The sequence below is a fragment of the Pseudoalteromonas sp. MER144-MNA-CIBAN-0113 genome, from assembly GCF_040308965.1.
Lineage (GTDB): Bacteria > Pseudomonadota > Gammaproteobacteria > Enterobacterales > Alteromonadaceae > Pseudoalteromonas > Pseudoalteromonas tetraodonis.
Genome location: NZ_JBEOOG010000391.1, coordinates 1 through 265, shown reverse-complemented (window position 1 = coordinate 265; position 265 = coordinate 1). Strand labels below are relative to the sequence as shown.

1 protein-coding gene is annotated in these 265 nt (G+C 43.0%); it reads left to right on the top strand.

The window, feature by feature from the left end; genetic code table 11:
* Positions 1-7: 7 nt before the first annotated feature.
* A partial coding sequence (locus tag AAEY57_RS20185; protein ID WP_350608684.1) for a DciA family protein occupies positions 8-265 on the top strand: 258 nt, incomplete at its 3' end.

Below are 265 nucleotides of genomic sequence, written 5' to 3'. Positions count from 1 at the left end.
GTGTTAAATGGCTAAAGACAGGTATGCGCCAAAACCATTAACTGACATTATGGCTGGACTGAATAACCGCTTGTCGGCTTATGCAGGTAAAAGCCAAGCACTCGATACCCAGCAAACCTTACTTAAAGACTTTTTAGGCCCCAAACTGGGTGATAAATGCCGCGTGAGTAACTACCGCGATGGTACTTTAATGATCGAAGCGGTATCTGCGCCTATTGCGCTTAGACTAAATTACTTAAAAATGGATATGCTCTCGCATTTTAGA